Source organism: Mycobacterium scrofulaceum (assembly GCF_002086735.1).
In the GTDB taxonomy this organism is placed as follows: Bacteria; Actinomycetota; Actinomycetes; order Mycobacteriales; family Mycobacteriaceae; genus Mycobacterium; species Mycobacterium scrofulaceum.
On sequence record NZ_MVIJ01000001.1, the window covers coordinates 423,191 to 439,774 of the forward strand.

At 68.3% G+C, this 16,584-nt stretch carries 13 protein-coding genes and 1 tRNA gene; 4 read left to right on the top strand and 10 right to left on the bottom strand.

The features are described 5' to 3' along the window. Positions 1 to 136 precede the first annotated feature (136 nt). From thrB to argS, 5 genes are read right to left on the bottom strand one after another with little or no spacing between them, the layout of a single operon-like run. Complete coding sequence (thrB, locus tag BST44_RS01820) at positions 137 to 1,072, bottom strand: homoserine kinase (protein WP_083174765.1); 936 nt, start codon at positions 1,070 to 1,072, stop codon at positions 137 to 139. 31 nt (positions 1,073 to 1,103) lie between these two features. Beyond that, positions 1,104 to 2,186, bottom strand: a complete 1,083-nt coding sequence (thrC, locus tag BST44_RS01825) for a threonine synthase (RefSeq protein ID WP_083174666.1) — start codon at positions 2,184 to 2,186, stop codon at positions 1,104 to 1,106. Continuing rightward, complete coding sequence (locus tag BST44_RS01830) at positions 2,183 to 3,508, bottom strand: homoserine dehydrogenase (RefSeq protein WP_083174668.1); 1,326 nt, start codon at positions 3,506 to 3,508, stop codon at positions 2,183 to 2,185. Before BST44_RS01830 ends, thrC begins: the two co-directional genes overlap by 4 nt. 3 nt (positions 3,509 to 3,511) lie before the next feature. Continuing rightward, positions 3,512 to 4,930 carry a diaminopimelate decarboxylase gene (lysA, locus tag BST44_RS01835; RefSeq protein WP_083174669.1) on the bottom strand — a complete coding sequence of 473 codons (1,419 nt, stop codon included), beginning with the start codon at positions 4,928 to 4,930 and terminating at the stop codon, positions 3,512 to 3,514. Beyond that, positions 4,927 to 6,579, bottom strand: coding sequence for an arginine--tRNA ligase (gene argS / locus BST44_RS01840; RefSeq protein ID WP_083174671.1), 1,653 nt, complete (start codon positions 6,577 to 6,579; stop codon positions 4,927 to 4,929). The genes lysA and argS overlap by 4 nt, the downstream gene beginning before the upstream one ends. A 114-nt stretch (positions 6,580 to 6,693) precedes the next feature. Between argS and BST44_RS01845 the strand changes: the two genes are divergently transcribed. Beyond that, positions 6,694 to 6,766 (top strand) — tRNA-Arg (locus tag BST44_RS01845). A gap of 146 nt (positions 6,767 to 6,912) precedes the next feature. On the opposite strand, the gene BST44_RS01850 is transcribed toward BST44_RS01845, so the two are convergent. Next, positions 6,913 to 8,679 carry a GNAT family N-acetyltransferase gene (locus tag BST44_RS01850; RefSeq protein WP_083174673.1) on the bottom strand — a complete coding sequence of 589 codons (1,767 nt, stop codon included), beginning with the start codon at positions 8,677 to 8,679 and terminating at the stop codon, positions 6,913 to 6,915. A gap of 90 nt (positions 8,680 to 8,769) precedes the next feature. Between BST44_RS01850 and BST44_RS01855 the strand changes: the two genes are divergently transcribed. Together BST44_RS01855 and BST44_RS01860 are read left to right on the top strand one after the other, a co-directional pair. Continuing rightward, the gene (locus tag BST44_RS01855; RefSeq protein WP_083174674.1) at positions 8,770 to 9,549 is read left to right on the top strand and encodes an alpha/beta fold hydrolase; all 780 of its coding nucleotides are present in this window, start codon (positions 8,770 to 8,772) and stop codon (positions 9,547 to 9,549) included. A gap of 277 nt (positions 9,550 to 9,826) precedes the next feature. Further along, positions 9,827 to 10,591 carry an alpha/beta hydrolase family protein gene (locus BST44_RS01860; protein ID WP_083174676.1) on the top strand — a complete coding sequence of 255 codons (765 nt, stop codon included), beginning with the start codon at positions 9,827 to 9,829 and terminating at the stop codon, positions 10,589 to 10,591. Between the two features lie 55 nt (positions 10,592 to 10,646). Here the strand turns inward: BST44_RS01860 and BST44_RS31625 are convergent, their stop codons facing one another. Together BST44_RS31625 and BST44_RS01870 are read right to left on the bottom strand one after the other, a co-directional pair. Next, complete coding sequence (locus BST44_RS31625) at positions 10,647 to 11,618, bottom strand: arsenate reductase/protein-tyrosine-phosphatase family protein (RefSeq protein WP_083174677.1); 972 nt, start codon at positions 11,616 to 11,618, stop codon at positions 10,647 to 10,649. A gap of 197 nt (positions 11,619 to 11,815) precedes the next feature. After that, the gene (locus tag BST44_RS01870; protein ID WP_083174679.1) at positions 11,816 to 12,316 is read right to left on the bottom strand and encodes a nitroreductase family deazaflavin-dependent oxidoreductase; all 501 of its coding nucleotides are present in this window, start codon (positions 12,314 to 12,316) and stop codon (positions 11,816 to 11,818) included. A gap of 107 nt (positions 12,317 to 12,423) precedes the next feature. On the opposite strand from BST44_RS01870, the gene BST44_RS01875 reads away from it, so the two are divergent. Continuing rightward, complete coding sequence (locus BST44_RS01875) at positions 12,424 to 13,107, top strand: VldE C-terminal domain-containing protein (protein ID WP_244184701.1); 684 nt, start codon at positions 12,424 to 12,426, stop codon at positions 13,105 to 13,107. 60 nt (positions 13,108 to 13,167) lie between these two features. Here the strand turns inward: BST44_RS01875 and BST44_RS01880 are convergent, their stop codons facing one another. Then, a complete protein-coding gene (locus BST44_RS01880; RefSeq protein WP_083174680.1) occupies positions 13,168 to 13,704 on the bottom strand; it encodes an NUDIX domain-containing protein in 537 nt (178 codons plus the stop codon). 10 nt (positions 13,705 to 13,714) lie between these two features. Beyond that, on the bottom strand, positions 13,715 to 16,462 hold the full coding sequence (locus BST44_RS01885; RefSeq protein ID WP_083174682.1) for a tetratricopeptide repeat protein: 2,748 nt from the start codon (positions 16,460 to 16,462) through the stop codon (positions 13,715 to 13,717). Between the last annotated feature and the right edge of the window lie 122 nt (positions 16,463 to 16,584).

Consider the following 16,584-nt stretch of genomic DNA (forward strand, 5'->3'; position numbering starts at 1 on the left):
GTCCACGAGAAGAATTGGTGTCGTCCTAGCGGCAAGGCAGTATGGATGCAGATGCAGATGCTGCGATTGCTGGACGGGTCCGAGGATAGCCCGCATCTTTGTTGGAAGCAAGCAAACCCTCCGGCCACGCTGTGGATCAACCGGGGACTGTGACTCCCGGGATCCAGCGAACTCCTTCGCCGGCGGTCATCTCAGTGAGGGCAAATCCGTTCGCGGCCCCGTACTCCACCACTTCCGCGGGCAACTCCGGCTCCGTGCTCAGCGCGATCAGTGCCGGACCAGCCCCCGAAAGTGTCGCTGCCACGTTATGACGCCGTAGCAGTCGCAGATATTCCGCGGAGGCCGGCATCGCCGGAGCGCGCTGCGGTTGATGCAGCACATCCTCGGTCGCCGGCATGAGCAGGTCCGGGCGTTCAGTCAGCGCCACCACCAGCAGGGCGGCGCGGCTGACGTTGAAGCGGGCGTCGTCGTGGCTCACCTGGGTTGGCAGCAGCACCCGGGTCTCCGCGGTCAGCGAGCGCTCTTGGGGTATCGCGCAGTACAGCCGGATGTCGGGGTGCAACCGCACCGACGCCGCCGAATACCGCGGCCGATCGCCGGAGCGGTCGATCCAGGAAACCACCGCACCACCCAGCACCGCGGCCGCCGCGTTGTCGGGATGACCCTCGAACTCCGAGGACAGCTGGATCAGCTGCGCTTCGCTAAGCGGTCGTGAATCCGTCTGCGCCACAAGGCCGTTCGCCGCCGCCAGACCGCCGACCGCCGCGGCCGCGGACGAGCCGAGGCCGCGGGAGTGCGGGATGGCGTTGCGGCAGCGGACCACCAGGCCGCCGGCGCGGACGCCCATCGCCCGCAGCCCGCATTCCACGGCGCGCACCACCAGGTGTTCCGGGCCCCGCGGCACCTGCTCGGCGCCCTCCCCCTCGACCAGTACAACCAGGCCGGAATCCGCTGTCTGCACGACGATCTCGTCGCTGAGCCGCAATGCCAGGCCGATGCTGTCGAAACCGGGACCGAGATTGGCGCTGGACGCCGACACTACGGCGCTTGCCTCCAGCCCGGCGGGCAGCAGCCGGGTCACCGACAGGCTCTCGTGTTCATATTCAGGCCAACCCCAGCTTCTCGACCACGAGCACCGGGTCAACGGGCAGCGGGGACACGGTCGGCATATCCCTCAGCGCCGTGTCGGGGTCTTTGAGGCCATTGCCGGTCACCGTACAGACCACGGTCGAGCCGCGCGCCACCCAACCGTCGTCGACGGCCTTGAGCAGGCCCGCGATGCTGGCCGCGGACGCGGGCTCGACGAAGACGCCCTCGCTCTCGGCGACCAGGTGGTACGCGGCCAGGATCTCCTCGTCGGTGGCGGCCAGGAAGCGGCCGTTGGACTGCTGCTGCGCGTTGACCGCGGCGGCCCACGACGCGGGCGCCCCGATGCGGATGGCGGTCGCGATCGTCTCGGGGTGGCTGACCGGGGCGCCGTGCACCAGCGGCGCTGCGCCGGCCGCCTGGGTGCCCAGCATGCGGGGCAGCTTGTCGATCACGCCGTCCTGGTGGTACTCGGTGTAGCCCTTCCAGTACGCGGTGATGTTGCCCGCGTTGCCGACGGGGAGGGCGTGCACGTCGGGCGCGGTGCCCAGCGCGTCGACGATTTCGAACGCCGCGGTCTTCTGACCCTCGATGCGTACCGGGTTGACCGAGTTGACCAGTGCGATCGTGGGGAAATCGGCGGCCATTTTGCGGGCCAGTTCCAGGCAGTCGTCGAAGTTGCCGTCGATCTGGATGATCTTGGCCCCGTGCATCACCGCCTGTGCCAGCTTGCCCATGGCGATCTTGCCCTGCGGGATGAGCACCGCGCAGGTGATGCCGGCCCGGGCGGCGTACGCCGCCGCCGAGGCCGAGGTATTGCCGGTCGACGCGCACAACACGGCCTGCTGGCCGCGCGCCAGTGCGTCGGTGACCGCCATCGTCATGCCCCGGTCCTTGAACGAGCCGGTCGGGTTGAGGCCCTCGACCTTGAGGTGGACCGTGCAGCCGGTCTGTTCCGAGAGGCGCGTCGCCGCGACGAGCGGCGTGCCCCCCTCGAGCAGGGTGACCGGGGTCCAGTCGTCGCCCACCGGCAACCGGTCGCGGTACGCCGCGATCAATCCCGGCCACGGCTGGTGCACGGCGGTGTGCGGGACGCTCATGAGCCGGTCTCTTCCAGTCGCAGCACGCTGGTGACGCCTTGCACCACATCCAGATCGGCCAGCGCGTCGACGGTTTCGGAGAGCGCGGCGTCGGTGGCGCTATGGGTGACCACCACGACCCGGGCCCCCACCCGCCGGCCGCCCTCGTCGACCACTCCCTCCTGGCGGACCTCGGCGATGCTCACCTCGCGCTTGGCGAATTCGGCGGCCACCGTGGACAACACGCCCGGCTTGTCGGCGACATTCATGCTGACGTAGTAGCGGGTGTTGATGAAACCCATTGGCGCGATCGGCAGCTGGGCGTACTTGGATTCCTTCGGGCCGCGGCTGCCCAGCACCCGGTTGCGGGCGGCCATCACCAGGTCACCGGTGACCGCGGACGCGGTGGGCGCGCCGCCGGCGCCCTGGCCGTAGAACATCAGCCGGCCGGCGGCCTTGGCCTCGACGACGACCGCGTTGAACGCCCCGTTGACGGTGGCCAACGGGTGCGACAGCGGCACCAGCGCCGGGTAGACGCGGGCCGAGACCCGTTCCTGGCCATCGTCGCCCGTGATGCGCTCACAGATGGACAGCAGCTTGATGGTGCACCCGAGGGAGCGCGCGGAGGCGAAGTCGGCGGGGGTGATCTTGGTGATGCCCTCGCGGTAGACGTCCTCGGCGGTCACCCGGGTGTGAAAGGCGATCGACGCCAGGATCGCGGCCTTGGCGGCGGCGTCGTAGCCCTCGACGTCGGCGGTGGGATCCGCCTCGGCGTAGCCCAGCGCACTCGCCTCGGCCAGGGCGGTGGCGTAGTCGGCGCCGGTGCTGTCCATCGCGGACAGGATGTAGTTGGTGGTGCCGTTGACGATGCCGGCGACCCGCAGCACCGTGTCGCCCGCCAGCGACTGCGTGAGCGGGCGGATGACCGGGATCGCGCCCGCGACCGCCGCCTCGAAATACAAATCGACGTGTGCGTTTTCGGCGGCCTGCGCCAACTCGCCGGTGGAGGTGGCCAATAGGGCCTTGTTGGCGGTGACGACGGATTTGCCGTGCTCGAGCGCGCGCAGGATGGCCTTGCGGGCCGGTTCCACCGGGCCCATCAACTCCAAGACGATGTCGACGTCCTCGCGAGAGACGAGTTCCTCGATGTTGTCGGTGAGCAACTCGACCGGAACGCCGCGATCGGCGGCCACCCGCCGCACCCCGACGCCGCGCAACACCAGGGGCGCGCCGACACGGGCCGCGAGGTCGTCGGCGCTGTCCTCGATGATTCGCACAACTTCGCTTCCGACATTGCCGAACCCGAGTACCGCTACGCCGACAGGCTTTTCGTCACGGGGCACAGTTCACCTCACTTCCAGACTCAGTAGATCGTCGACCGTCTCGCGGCGCAGGATCAGGCGGGACCGCCCCGCACGCACCGCCACCACCGCCGGCCGGCAGATCATGTTGTAGCGGCTCGACAGCGAATAGCAGTACGCGCCGGTGGCGGCCACCGCGAGCAGGTCGCCGGGCCGCAGGTCGTCGGGCACCCATGTGTCGCGCACGACGATGTCGCCGGTCTCGCAATGCTTTCCGACGATCCGGGCCAGCGTTGCGGGCGCGTCGCTGGCCCGCGAGACGAGCCGGGCGTCGTACTGCGCGTCATACAGGGCCGTGCGGATGTTGTCACTCATGCCGCCGTCGACGCTGACGTAACGGCGCTGGGCGATGCTGCTCACGTCGACGTCCTTGACGGTGCCCACCTCGTACAGGGTGATGGTGCCCGGCCCGGCGATGGCCCGCCCGGGCTCCACCACCAGCCTCGGGGTGGGCAGCCCCACGGCCGCCGACTCGTTGCCGACGATGGCCGTCAGCTTGGCCGCCAACTCGGCCACCGGCGGTGGGTCGTCGGTGCCCAGGTAGGAAATCCCAAGTCCCCCACCGAGATCCACGGTCGAGACCTGACCCGTCTTGTCCACACCGAATTCGTCGGCGATTTGGTGCAACAGCCCGATGACGCGGTGTGCGGCGACCTCGAACCCGTCGACGTCGAAGATCTGCGATCCGATGTGGCTGTGCAGCCCCACCAGTCGCAGGTGGTCGGTGGCGAACACCCGGCGCACCGCATCCATCGCCGCGCCGCTGGCCACCGACAGTCCGAACTTCTGGTCTTCGTGTGCGGTGGAGATGAACTCGTGCGTGTGTGCCTCGACCCCGACGGTGAGACGGACGTAGACGTCCTGGACGACCCCGGCCTCCCCCGCGATGGTGTCGAGTCGCTCGATCTCGGTGATCGAGTCCAAGACGATGTGCCCGACGCCGACCTTGACCGCGGAGGTCAGTTCCGCGACGGATTTGTTGTTGCCGTGGAAGGTGATTCGCTCCGGGGGGAAGTCGGCGTGCAGCGCGACGGCGAGCTCGCCGCCGGTGGACACGTCCAGCGAGAGGCCTTCTTCGTCGACCCAGCGGGCGATCTCGCTGCACAGGAACGCCTTGGCGGCGTAGCAGACGTTGTGCCCGCCGCCGAAGGCCGTCGCGAGTTCGCGGCACCGGGAACGGAAATCGTCCTCGTCGACGACGAACAACGGGGTGCCGTACTCCTGGGCGAGCCGGGTGAGCGGTATTCCGGCGATGGACGCCGCGCCCGTGTCGTCGCGAACGATGTTGCGGGGCCACACGTTCGGCGCAAGCCGGAGTAGCTCGTCGGCAGATTGCGGCCGTGGCGGGCTGTTGGGGTGCCGGGTCTCCTCGGCGTGCCGGGGGCCGGCGGGATGGACGTTCACATCCGCTCCGGGGCGTCAACGCCGAGGATGGTGAGCCCATTGGCGATCACCTGGCGGGTGGCCTGGCACAGGGCCAGCCGCGCGGCGTGCAGATCGGTGGGCTGCTCGTCGCCCTGGGGCAAAACCCGGCAGGAGTCGTAGAACCGGTGGTAATCGCCGGCGAGGTCTTCCAGGTAGCGGCACACGCGGTGCGGTTCGCGCAGCGCCGCAGCCGTTTTCAGCACCCGGGGAAACTCGCCGATGGTGCGCAGCAGCGTGCCCTCTTTGTCGTGGCTGAGCAACTCGAGGTGCCCCGTGTCGGGGGCCAGGCCCAGTTCGGCGGCATTGCGGGCCAGCGCCGACAGCCGCGCGTGCGCGTATTGCACGTAGTAGACCGGGTTTTCATTCGACGCCGACGACCACAGCGCCAGGTCGATGTCGATCGGGGTGTCGACCGAGGAGCGGATCAAGCTGTAGCGCGCCGCGTCGACGCCGATCGCCTCGACCAGGTCGTCGAGCGTGATCACGGTCCCGGCCCGCTTGCTCATCCGGACCGGTTGGCCGTCGCGGACCAGGTTGACCATCTGCCCGATCAGCACCTCGACGTGAGCCGGGTCGTCACCGAACGCGGCAGCGACGGCCTTGAGCCGGGCGATGTATCCGTGGTGGTCGGCGCCGAGCATGTAGATGCACAGGTCGAAGCCGCGCTGCCGCTTGTCCAGGTAGTAGGCGATGTCACCGGCGATGTAGGCGGGCTTGCCGTCGCTCTTGATGACGACACGGTCTTTGTCGTCACCAAAGGCGCTGGTACGCAACCAGCTTGCGCCGTCCTTCTCGTAGATGTTGCCGGTCTCGCGCAGCCGGGCGATGGCCTGGTCGACGCGGCCGCTGGTGTGCATCGAGTCTTCGTGGGTGTAGACGTCGAAGTCGGTGCCGAACTCGTGTAGCGACTCTTTGATGTGGGTGAACATCAGGTCGACACCGATCGCGCGGAATGTCTCGCGCATCTCGGCTTCGGGCAGGCTCAGCGCGTCGGGCGCCTTGGCCAGCACCTGCGCGGCGATGTCGTTGATGTAGGCGCCGGCGTAGCCGTCCTCGGGGGTGGCTTCGCCCTTGGCGGCGGCGATCAGCGAGCTGGCGAACCGGTCGATCTGCGCGCCGTGGTCGTTGAAGTAGTACTCGCGCTCGACGGCCGCGCCCTGGGTGGACAGCAGCCGGCCCAGCGCGTCGCCGACGGCGGCCCACCGGGTGCCGCCGATGTGGATGGGTCCGGTGGGGTTGGCCGAGACGAACTCGAGGTTGATCTTGTGGCCGGCCAGCCTGCCGGAGTGACCGAACTCATCACCGGCGTCGATGACGGCGTTGACGATCTTGGCCTGCGCCGACGCCTCGAGGCGCAGGTTGATGAAGCCGGGTCCGGCCACCTCGGCAGAAGCGATGCCGTCGGCTTGGGCCAGCTTTTCGGCCAGCCATCCGGCCAGCTCACGGGGGTTGACGCCGACCTTCTTACCCAGCTGCAGGGCCAGGTTGCTGGCGTAGTCGCCGTGCTCGGGATTGCGGGGCCGCTCCACCGTGACCGTCGCCGGCAAGGCGGCAGCGTCCAGCCCGCGCTCGGCCAGCACCGCGGACGCGGTGGTTCTGAGCAGCTCAGCGAGGTCAGCGGGGGTCACGAGCGTCCATCCTATTGGCTGAGGTGCCCGCGCCCCGAATCCATTGCGGTGGTCGAGCGGTCACCACCATGGGTTAGTCTGTCTGGGCCCACTGGCGCATCGTGGTCTCCATGCGCCCCCGTAGCTCAGGGGATAGAGCGTCTGCCTCCGGAGCAGAAGGCCGCAGGTTCGAATCCTGCCGGGGGCACAAACATTCTTCCGGGTCAGACGGTGTTTCCGTTAGTCAGCTCGGCTAATGAGAACGCCGGTTCGGGCCCCAGTGCCACCAGCGTGTCACAACTGTTCGCAAAGTCTTTTCCGGCCAGCAAAAGCGCGCCGTGGAGGCTACGGGACTCAGATGGTGCATTTCAGCCCGACGTGGGCGGCGTGGTACCCGAGCCGGCGATAGAACGCCCGAGCCCTTTCGCGGGCCTCGTCCGTGGTCACCTGCGCCAGCTGTGCCCCGTGTGCTCGGCCGTAGTTGTGTGCCCACTGGACGAGCGCAGTACCAAGACCCTGTCCGCGTTCGGCTTTGGCGACCCGTAATCCCTCGATCTGCAGCCGGGTGGCGCCGCCGCGGGAAAGGCCGGGAATGATCGTCAATTGCACAGTCGCGACGACCATATCGGAACCGTCCAGGACGACTCCGAGATAGTTGGATCGGTTGCGAACGACGATGTCGTAGGCCGCCTCGTAGCGTTCGAGTTCGGCGTCTTCGCGATCCTGACCGAATTCGTCGTCGGAGAGCAGCTGGGCGATCACCCCCACGTGTTCGCGCGTCGCCCGCTGCACACGATATGTGCGGCCCGCTACCCGCAGCAGTCCTCGAACCGAGGACTGCGCCAGGGCCTGTAGGCGCGCCACCAACAGGTCCAGCCACCCCCCCACGTTGGTTCGTGCCTCCGCGGTGTCCGGATAGCGGCACCGTAGATGCAGCCCGGACTCGTCCTGGATGAACCAGAGCATGACGCCGTCGGTGTCAACGCTCGCGCTCACATACTGGGCGTCGAGTCCGACCGAGTCGATGCGCACCGGAAGTCTGCTTTGGTCCAGCCAGGAAATCGCGAACATGCCGGGCGCGATGGGCATTCCACCCCATGGAGCCAGTACGTCGGCCAGCGGCCAGGAACCCAGCTGCACGGCTTCTTTGACGGCGACGGCCGCGGCGTGTGGCTCGGCAACCGCCGACTCCAGGACCGAATTGGTGATGAACCAGCCCACCGAGTCGTGCCATTTGTCTTCAAATCGGCTGTGCACGGGGAAGACCGCGCGCAGCGGCGCCCCGGCCAACTCGCGGGTCACCGCAGTCATGGCGACCACAGCGAGCGCCAGCGTCGAGACACCGTCGTCGCGTGCCTGCGCGGCGAACGCGGCGCCGTCATCGACATCGAACACGTCACGCACTTCGACGCGTTCCGGATGCGGCCCCGACTCACCCAACGGCAGCGGAAACCGTGGCATCACCCCACCGCTGTCGCTGATGATTTGCGCCCATCGCGCGCGCACGCCGTCCGGTGCGGCGGGAAGGTCCAGCAGTGCTTGCGTGTGCACGACAAATGCCGGCGGCGGCTGCGGCGACGGCGTACGTCCGATCCGCGCGTCGGCGAGCATCGACAACAGGTCCCGGGCAATCACCAGCATCGACCACATGTCCACGTGGGCGTGGTCGGCAGCGATCACCACCGTCAATCCGGCGGCAGTCTCCAGCACACACAATCGATGGGAGGGCCGCTGATAGGGCGAGCACGTCGCATTGAGAACTACTCGCAGCGCGTCGTTGACCGCCTGGCCCGGAGTGATCTCATGCTCTACCCACTTGCCTGGGTGAATATCGATCTCGTTCAGCTGCGGATCGCCGTCCGCCCCCGGTGTGAATGCCGTTCGTAGGGTGCCGTGGCGGGCGATCACAGCCAGCCACGCATCGGCCAACGATTGGCGGCTGACCCCCGCCGGCAACCGAATGGACAGAGCCATCCAGGAGCCTGGTCGTGCGCCCGCACCAACGTGTATGCGCTGGTCGAAAGACACCGGGAGCTGCCGGCCGAGGTCAGACACCGACACGTCGTAGCCCCAGAGTCGCCCGAAGGGTAGCCGCAGGTGCGCCACGTTGGTCAGCCGCATGGCGGTACCCTAACGCCCCAGTTAGCCTGAATGCTCGGTCAACGCGGTCGGCTCCGGGGCGAGTCGTCCGGTCGTGAGAAGAGTTGCCTGATGTCCACTTTCGTGGTTCCCGGAGCAGAGCTTGCGGTTGAACTGAGCGACGAAGGTGGTCATCCGGTAGTTCAACTGCACGGACTTACCTCCAGCCGCGCGCGTGACCGGGTGCTCAATCTCGACCTCGGCAGGGGCCTCAGCGGGACCCGACTGCTGCGGTACGACGCACGCGGCCATGGCAAGTCGACTGGGCGCAAGGTCCCGGAGGATTACCGATGGGAAAGCCTTGCCGAGGATCTTCTGCAGCTGCTCGACAAATGGTTTCCCGGCGAACGGGTGCACGGAGTCGGCCCGTCCATGGGGGCCGGCACGCTGCTGCACGCGGCTGCCCGCGAGCCGGACCGCTTCGCCGGCCTCACGCTCATGGTGCCGGCCACCGCGTGGGAAACCCGGCCCGCGCAGGCGGCGATCTACCGGGTTGCGGCCGAATTGATCGAAACCGAGGGAGTCGGGGCATTCATCGCGTCGTCGCGTGGGGCGACCCCGCCGCCAGCCACGGTCGGCGCGCCCGAAACAGTTCCCGATGTGGCCGACGCGCTGCTGCCGTCATTGTTTCGAGGCGCGGCTCTCAGCGACCTGCCCGCTCGCGACGCGGTCGCACGAATCGATGTGCCGACGACGATTCTGGCCTGGGTCGGTGACCCGGCGCATCCGATGTCGACAGCGGAATCGCTTGCCGCACTGATGCCGCGGTCAACGCTCACCGTGGCGCACATCCCGGCCGATGTCGAGACCTGGCCCCAGATCCTGAGCCAAGACGTCGCCCGCAGAAGCTGACCTGTACGCGGACGCCACGTCGGCTCGTGCCTGGGCCGCGTCGGCGTCTTGCATGGGGTAGGCCATCAGCGGCCTTCGTGTCCTGTCGCGCAACGGATTCCATTTCGGCCGAGTTGACGCATCCGACAACGATCCGACACGCACACCCGTAGTAGTACGCCACTGAACTGCGAATATGCGGCTCGATTCCGCGGTTATTGTTCGTGCCGGGGGCACAAACATCCTCGCAGGTAGGTCGGCCTTCCGACCGTCGGCACGGGCGGGTTAGATCGTCAGCATGGGCGAACGTGTGACGTTCCAAGGTTCCACGGGCGCGACTCTGGCAGGCGTCATCGAGATGCCGGACGGCGCCGTGCGGGGCTGGGGCGTGTTCGCGCACGGCTTCACGCTCGGCAAGGATTCGCCCGCCGCGGCGAGGATCTGCAAGCAACTGGCCACCGACGGCATCGGCATGCTGCGCTTCGACGCGCTGGGCCTCGGCGGATCCGAGGGCGACTGGGGCGACGGGTCGTTCACCGTCAAGGTCCACGACATCGCCAAGGCGTGCGAATTCATGTCAAGCCGCGGAACCCCGGCCGAGATCCTCATCGGGCACTCGTGGGGCGGCGCGGCGGTGCTCGCCGCGGCCCGGCAGTCGACGGGAGTGCGGTCGGTGGTGACGGTCGCCGCACCGGTCGACCCGAGCCACGTCGAAAAGCATTACGACGCAGTCGTCGACAGATGCCTGGCCGAGGGCAGCGCCGAATGGATGGTCGGCGGGCGCACGCTGACGCTCAAGCGGGCATTCGTCGAGGATGTGCGGCGGGCCCAGCTGCGCGGCAAGATCAAGGGTCTGCGCCTGCCGCTGTTGATCCTGCACTCGCCCACCGACAACACGGTCGGCATCGAGAACGCCAGCGAGATCTTTCGCTTGGCCCGTCACCCCCGCAGCTTCGTCTCCCTGGAGGGGTCGGATCACTTTCTCACCGCTCGCGGGCAGGCCCACCGGGCGGGGCGAATCATCGGCGCCTGGGCCGATGCCTACCTGGGCGACAACAGCTAGGCGGAGTAACACCCGCCGAGAGCGGTTGCGGCGCAGGTCGACAGCGGGGGTGTTCTCACACACCGATGCCTTCGGCGAAGTCACCAAGTTGCCCGCGATCGCTGATGTCCAGGACCTCCACGTCGTATCGGTCCGACAGCTCCTGACCGAACGCCATGTCCTGCGGGCTACCGGCCGTGTCGAGGAGGCCAAGCTCGACGATGCCGCCCGAACGCGCCCGGTATTCGGCCCGGGGACTGATCTTCTGCGTGGGCCGGGGCTGGAATGGCAGCACGTCGTGCAGGACCACCTTGCCGACAACCAGATACGACCAGGGCGCATCCACCAGCCCCAGGCGCGACACGTCTTGCGACGCCCGCGGAAAGCCACGCGCCCGCGCGATCGCATCCGCGACCTCGATATCGGCGTACCACCCGCACTCGCAGTCCGGCACCGGCGGCGCGTGTTCCGGGTGGTAGCGGCATGCCGCGGTGGACCATTTCGTGGGCCACGAGATTTCCGAGTAGTAAGGGGACCTCAGCACATCCCCGGGGAGTCCCGTCCAGAACCGGAAACCCACCGCCGTCTCCAAACGGCCGAAGCCCGGTGCGGTCAGGCGCTCGTCCAACCACTCGTGCAGCCCGGGCATTGCCGCCTCGATCGCGACCAACGCGTGTTCGAAGTCGGTGCCGAAGACCGGATTCCGGACGTCGACGCACCGTAACCGGTCGCCGTCGGCACCACGCTCCCGCAACCCCGCAACATGCTCGCGACCCAGCGCGACCACCAGATCGGCGTCGAGGTGTTCGGGCCCGACCGACACGGCGCGATGCTCCGCCGGCGCCGGATAGCCGTGGGCGCGCAACACCGAGCACGCCTGCTCGTCGGCTGTGTCACCCGGCCACGCGAGGGTCCCCGCGCTGGAGACCCGCACCACATCGCTCAGGCCACGCTCCCGCAGCTGCTCGGCGAACAACGCCGCGGCCATCACGGACCGGGCGCGATTGAAACTGCAGACGAACGCGACGTGCAGCCGGGGTTCACCCACGGGCCGTACCGCATCCCACGCAGCGCGACGAACTCATGGAAGTCCTCCACATCGAGGTTGGCGAACCCGCGGGCGCCCCTCGACAAACGATTCAAGCCAGGTACAGACACGCACACGCTATGCCACCACGCGCGGGCGGGCCAGCTGGGTCTGAAGCAGCTGGCAGTCGACGATCTTGCCGGTCCCCCCGCCGCGGCTCAATCGCGCGACAGGACGAACGCCTCGATGTGGCGCTTGCCGGCGCGCACTTCGTACTTGCGCCAGCCGGGGTAGAGCTCGAGGCCCTTCTCCCAGATCTCGTCGCGCTCGCCCGGCGAGGCGAGCCGCGCGGTCGCGTGCCAGGAGTCGCGGCCGATCGCCACGGTCGCCTCCGGGTGGGCCTTGAGGTTGTGGTACCAGGCGGGATGCTTGGCGCCGCCGAAGTTGGACGCGATGAGCGCCAAGCCATCCGGGTGCGGGATCCCGTACACCGCGACGGTGCGGGGCTCCCCCGATTTGGCGCCCGTGGTGGTGAGCATGACCACGGGGATACCGGTTGCGACGCCGGCGAAGCTGCTCCTGCCTCCCGTCACCGTGGTGATGAGACGGTCCAGGTGGTGCGCCGTGGGGCGCAGGAGCGCCGCACCCACCTTCGTGGACGCGAAGCGACGCATCACTCGGTGGAACGCATTGGCATCGTCGAAGGACTGGCCGGCCATGGTGTCATTGTGACCCCTCCCGGGGTCGCTCAGGGCCTGTTCGCCCGAGCTGAAAATCCGACTGAAAACGCGGTACAAGCGTCTGTTGCAACACTAAGCTGCAGCTCGTGGGCAAGAACGTGTTTGCCAACGGCCGGGGGCGCTGGCTGGCGATCCTGGGCTCGCTCGCGCTTGCGGCCGGCATGATCTATGCCCAGGACACGAAGCCGCGATGCTGCGCCCCGGCCGCGGTGGCGGCGGCCCCCACCAAAGCGGCCGCCGCGTCGATCAACGCCGCCGCCCCGTCGGACACCCCACATACCGCCAGCCCCGCGGAAGTGGAGATGTTGGCCGCCGGCGCGCCCGCGGCCGGCCAGCAGTTCCAGGTCGCCCTGCCCCGTGGCATCGCGTCCGAGAACAGGCTGCAGGTCGAGACGATCTGGGCGGAGCGCGCCATCAGCGTGCTGTTTCCGCAGATCAAGACCATCTACGGCTACCGGGAGGACGCCCTGCCGTGGCATCCCAACGGGTTGGCGATCGACGTGATGATCCCTGACCACGCCAGCCCGGAGGGCATCGAGCTCGGCAACCAGATCGCCGGCTACGCCCTGGCGAACGCCAAGCGCTGGGGAATCAACCACGTGATCTGGCGGCAGAAGATCTACCCGGGCGTCGGCGGCGGCAGCTGGACGGCCGACCTCGGCTCGGAAACCCTCAATCACTACGACCACGTGCACATCGCCACCAACGGCGGCGGGTACCCGACCGGGCACGAGATCTACTACATCGCCTCGATGACGCCCGCCCCCTAGTAGCACCGGAGCCGTTGCGCCGCACGGAGATTCATCGGGGGCTCGGCGACCAGGCACTGGTCATGGTCGCCGCAGCAGGAACAGGCCGTAGGCCGCGACGGACTGCGCGTCGGCCATCACTCCCGAACGGATCATCTGCTCGACGTCATCGCGCTCGAACCAGGCGCTGCGCAGGTCCTGCTCCTCGTGCTCCAGGTCGGGTTCGCCCTCGGCGATCCCGGTGGCCAGAAACACCCACCCCCGCTGGCTGGTCATGCCCGGGGCGACGTCGAGCTGCCCCAGCACCTCGAACGACGTCGCGCTCAGCCCCGTTTCCTCGCGCAGCTCGCGTTCGGCCAACTCCGACGGGTCGGTGTCGTCCAGGCCGGGTGCGGTGCCTTGCGGAAATTCCCACCGCCGCTCCCCCAGCGGGTAGCGGAACTGCTCGACCAGCCGGAAGCGGTGCCCGTCGAACGGCATCACCAGCGCGTAGTCCGGTTTGTCCACCACGCCGTAGATGCCGGGACTACCGTCCGGGCGGCGGATGTCGTCTTCGCGGAGCACCATCCATTGGCTCCGATAGATCTCGCGGGACGCGACGCGTTCGATGAAGGGCACCCACCCAGTATCACCGGGAGGCCGCGAAGCGGTCGTACGTGCGGCGCAGGGCGCCGCGCTCGACCGAGTGCAGCACGCCGGTGAGGACCTCGAACACGTCGACATGTCCGACGGTGGGATCGGCCGTGCCGCCACCGGTGTATTGCCACGGCAGGGCGCGCCCGCGGCGCAGCACTTCGCCGAGATACCACACGGCGCCATCGACGAACGGCGCGTTGTGCTCCTCGTCCAGGAGCTGCTCCGGTGTCGGCGCCTTCTGAATGACGAGCTCTTCCAACGCATCGAGGGACTCCGGCGACATGTCCCACACGGCTTCGCCCCCGTGATGGCCCGCCCAGACCGGGAATTGGGCCCCGCGCTCGGCAAGCCAGCACCGCAGGTATTCCTCATCCGAAAACCGCCGGGTTGCCCGCCTTTTGGCACTCAGCCGCCGCTTGCTGGCTTCTTCGACCCGTTCCCGCACCTCGGCCGTAACCCATCGGTCATACGCAGCGCGCAGCCAGCCGGTGTTGCCGAATCCCGGCCGAAGGGGACGTTCGATGTCTTGGAATGGGTAGTGTCCGGCAAACCCCACCCGGCTGTGGGTGGTGACCGAAATCCACCACGGGCTCAGCGGACGCTCGTCGACGATTCGCCCGGTTACGTCATGCTGGTACTGGTTGAAGGCCCACCGGGAGGGCCTTGCTCGATGCAGCGTCTCTCCGAAATACCATGCCGCGCAGTCCTTTGCGTTCCCGGGAGTGCCCTCGGGCAGCTTCTGCAGCTCGGTCACGATCTCTCCGAGCGCCACCAGCGAGTCACGACCGAAATCCCACGTCTCGTCAGGGCCGTAGCGGGCGACGAAGTTCGGAAACTCACGCTGCTGTTCGGCGCGCCAGGTGTCACAGAAGTCCGGGGCCGGTTCCGCGACGGGGTCCAGCCCGGGCGTGAGGGACCGCATGGGTTGCCAGGTCGGGTCTTCGGCCTTGCGCGCCGAAACACGTTGTGACTGCGCGAGGTACACGCGGGTCAGCGTGGCCCCATCGCGCCACTTGAACGCGAAGGACAACAGATGCGTCGGCGAAATGGTGCCCTTGAAGTTGTCGAGATGCGGCCGCACGACGGGGAAGCCACGGGTGACGCTATTCTCGTCGTCGTCCCACAGCCAGCGACCACCGACGGCGCGCAACAGCGTCTCGCCGATGTACGCGGCGAGCCCGCAGGTGAAGGCGGGGTCCTCGATGGTGCTCTCGATGGCGAATTCCTCGACCCTGCGCAATGATTCGGCCGAGTAGTCCAGGGCGACATCGGCGGGCAGATACTCACCCGAGAGGGTCGCGATGCGGGCGGCGACCTCGTTCAGCCACAGCTCGAGCTGGCATTGCCACCCATCCCCAGTCCATGTCCACGGGCCGGTGTCGGCGTTGTCGAAGTAACCGGACGGCCACGGGTGCTCTTGTTCCACGTAGCGGCCGTCGTGGTACAGATCGAGTGGGTTGCCCGTTTCGATGAGTCGGTTGAGCTTCTGGCGCGGCGAGGTCGGGTAATCGCCGGTGTCCTTGCTCGCGACCCGGTACTCGTCGGCCCGCGCCGGCTCGTGGTCGCCCCAGGCTACCCAGCGCCAGTAATGTGGATCCTTCCGGCGGAGTACCTCGCCGAGGTACCAGGTCGCTCCGTCGGTGAAACCCGCGTTCACGGGATCGTCGAGGTCAGCGGTGGTCGGACACCGATGCAAGACGACGTCGGCGACCGCCTCGAGCGATTCGTTGCTGAAGTCCCAACCCTGGCCGCCGCCAAAACGGGCCACCCACTCTGGGAAGGCCAGCTCCTGTTCGGCCACCCACGCGTCCGCGACCTTGTCGGGCGCCAGCTCCGCCTGGCCCTCCGAGGGACCGGCGTCGTCCGACCCCGCAGCCCCCATCTGGGTGGAGATCTGCTCGGCCACCCAGCGGTACTCCTCGACGCGGTCGCGCCACTTCGCCAGTTCCTCCCTGGCAGCAACGGTCACGGGATTGTCGTCGCCGAAGACCCGGGCCTCGTCGTCGACCAGCGCTTGCCAGGTGGCGACCTTGTCCCCGTAGTCCTCGGGCTCGGGCTCCCACAGCGCGATGGTGTGCCGCGCGATCAGGGTGTGACGGTGGTCTTCGCCCAGCTTTTCGCGCATCACCTCGACCAGCGCCTCGAGCTGGGCCACGGCGCCGGCGCCGTCCACTGATTCGCCGTGCCATTGCGCCAGCGACAACCGCATTCCCAACGTGTCCTCGTGGTCGTCGCCGAGCACCCGCCGGCGGGCGGCGAGGACGCGCTCGCCCTCGGCGATGGCGGCCGGGTAGTCACCGAGCTCCCTCAGCTTGTGCGCCACCCGGTCCCGGGACGTCAGCACGGTGGGGTGCTCGGGGCCCAGGACCCGTTCCTCGTCGGCCGCCAGCTGCGACCATTCGGCCAGCGCCGCCCGCGTTTCCTGCTGCGGCCGGTCGGCGAACATGTGGCGCGCCGTCAACGTGGTGATGTGGTCGCGCCCCAGCACCTCCTGGAATTCGGGCACCAGCTGCTCGAGAACGGCGTAGGCCCCGGCCTGGTCTCCCATCTGCAGCTGGAGGTGGACCAGCGCGAGCTTCATGTCCAAGACGTTGGGGTGGCGCTCCCCCAGCACCGGGCGGCAGACCGCGACCAGCTCGTTCATGAGCGGCAGCGCCCCGGCGAAATCGGCGGCGGCGATGCGCTCCGAGATGAGCCGGGTCAAGGCGGCCAGCGGCCCAGGCAGTTCCGGCTGCGTCATACCGCTATCGAATCTCGCGGGCGGCCCCGTGGCAATTCACTCCGCCTCCCGGAGTGTCCGGTGTCGCGCTGGCATGAATCGGCACCGTGCCCGATAGTCATAGGAACGAAAACGCCAACGTC